This window comes from Okeania sp. SIO2B9 (assembly GCF_010672505.1).
In the GTDB taxonomy this organism is placed as follows: domain Bacteria; phylum Cyanobacteriota; class Cyanobacteriia; order Cyanobacteriales; family Microcoleaceae; genus Okeania; species Okeania hirsuta.
The window spans coordinates 1-2,477 of sequence record NZ_JAAHGK010001141.1 but is presented as its reverse complement, the minus strand read 5'-3'; the positions used below and the strand labels follow the sequence as shown (position 1 = coordinate 2,477).

The following is a 2,477-nucleotide window of genomic DNA, read 5'->3' as shown; positions in this document are numbered from 1 at the left end:
TAATTGTAGTAGCAGGAATGGAAGGTGCTTTGCCTAGTGTAGTTGTAGGTACTGCAATAACAGGACAATCTGCTAGACCTGCAACTACACTAGGCAAAGCACCTTCCATTCCTGCTACTACAATTAGTACATCTGCTTCTGCAATTAAATGTTTATTGCTTAATAAACGATGTATTCCTGCTACCCCTACATCCCAAAGTCGCTTTACAGAAAAACCACAAAGAGTAGCTGTAACTGCTGCTTCTTCTCCTACTTTTAAATCAGCAGTACCAGCACTGACAATTGTAATAATACCTTGATGTTTTGGAGTAGGAAAATCAGAAATAATTGCACAGATTTTTGCATCTCGATAATAATAAAGACCAGGAATTTTGTCCTGCAACTCTTCATAAATTTCTGGTTCAATTCTTGTTGCCATTACTACAGGATTATTTTTCCTCATTACCTCCATGATTTTCACAATTTGTTCTGGTTTTTTTCCTGGTCCCCAGATGACTTCAGGAAAACCTGTTCTGATATTTCTATGGTGGTCAATTTTGGCAAAATTTTCGACATTTTCAAAGTCAAAATTCTTGAGCTTTTCTAAAGCTGACTCTGGAGTTACATCTCCTGTAGAAATTGCTGTTAATAACTGCTTTAAATCTTCTGATTTCATTAGAATAAATAAATAAATAAGGGAGTAGGGAGTAGGGAGTAGGGGAGAAAGATTGTTGTTGGGTTGATCCTACGGATAAGCTACGAAGATCGTCCCTCAACCAAACCTACATCTATTGCAACATTTAAGATAAAATAGTCTACTACTAGACTGACTTATTGCTTTGAGCATTGTACCTAATAATCTGCAAAGTGCTGTAAATTAATAATTGATATATTAGACATCTCCAAAAATCAAAAATTAAAGCAATTATTATCTATAAATTGTCAATTATTTATCCCTGTTCCCTCTTTTCTTGAGATAATTTGTTTAGCTTTCTATTTCACCGAAAAAGTGGGTTTGAAGTCTCGCCCTTGTAGAGCGACTTTTTATTTGCAAGTGAATTGGGTAGTTGTGCATCGTAATGGTCGTGCATTGTCATTATTTTTGTTAGAAAGCATGACAGTGGGAACATCTTGCTCCCGTGCCAAGTATTCATTGTTTTTGTATACCATTACTATGCAAGACTACCTTTATTTTTAGTTATAGCAGTCGAAGGAAAGGTGAAGACAAATCATATCATGTCCGGTAGCATCGGTCTTGTATAGCAAAGGTAAGGAAGAAGGAAGAAGAAAGAGGGAAGAGGGAAGAAGGCTACCCTCGCAAGAAAAAACCATCATTTCCTGTAGATATTCACCCTTGGGTTTACACAAACGATATAAACGGACATGATATCAAAAGCTTAAAACTTAAACAATATAAATATAAGATTCTTCCTTCTTGCTTCTTCCTTTTTCCTTCTTCCTTCTTCCTTCTTTACTCAGAAATTTGGAGTTCATATAAATTCCAAAAACCTCCGGAAAGTTCAGTATATTGAATTCCTTTAATCCGATTTCGTATAGCTTCAAATTCTAGAGGATTGACCATATATATAAAAGGTAATTCCTCAGCAATAATTTGCTGTGCTTGACCATAAATTTCTTTTCGTTTTTCTTCATCTAGCACTTGAGACGCTCTAATATAAAGGTGGTCTATTTCTTGTTCCCAATCATTAATTTTCCAACCTTCTATGTTGTCTTCTCCAGGTTGAGGTCCTTGATTAAAAGTGTGTAATCTACCATTGACAGACCAAATATTATAACCACCATGAGGTTCAATACTTCCTCCGATAAAACCTCCTAGATAAGCTTCCCAATCTCTGGATAAAGATAGTCTTTCTACATAAGTATTGAAACTAAGAAACTGCATATTTACTTTAATACCTATTTTGGCTAAATCTTGATTAATTTGTGTTGCCATTTGTTCTCTAACTTTCCGACCCGCACTTGATAATAAATTGAATTCTACTCTATTATCTTCACTGTCTAATAATTCACCATTTTGATTATATTTAAAGCCAGCACTCAGTAAAAGTTCTTTGGCTTTTTCTGGGTTATAGTTGTAAATTTTTAAGCCTTCTTCAGGAGAGAAATAAAAAGGACTGGTGACTGGAATTGGTGAATATTGGGGCGCACCTAATCCACGGTATATATTATTGGTCATTGCTTCCCTATTAATTCCATAGGCGATCGCTTGACGAAAAGTTTTATTATTAAACCATCGAGATTTAAAGGGTTTGACAAATGGTTGACCTTGAGCATTCTTTGCCTCATTCAAATTAAAAGAAATAAAGCTAGAAGCAGATGTAGGACCGCCATTATAAATAGTATATTTGCCTCGTTTTTCTTCTCGTTTTAACAGAGGATACATTTCTGCTGCTACTTGAATTGTGTCTAGTTCTCCAGAACGAAAATTTAACAGTTGATTATCTGTATTTTCGATAACTTGCCAAACAATATTTTCA

At 35.0% G+C, this 2,477-nt stretch carries 2 protein-coding genes; both read right to left on the bottom strand.

The genetic code is table 11. From position 1 onward, the window contains the following. Positions 1 to 655 (bottom strand): nickel pincer cofactor biosynthesis protein LarB (gene larB, locus F6K13_RS28235; RefSeq protein WP_287289164.1); only part of this gene is annotated, 655 nt, incomplete at its 3' end. 795 nt (positions 656 to 1,450) lie between these two features. After that, positions 1,451 to 2,477 (bottom strand): ABC transporter substrate-binding protein (locus F6K13_RS28230; RefSeq protein ID WP_287289162.1); only part of this gene is annotated, 1,027 nt, incomplete at its 5' end.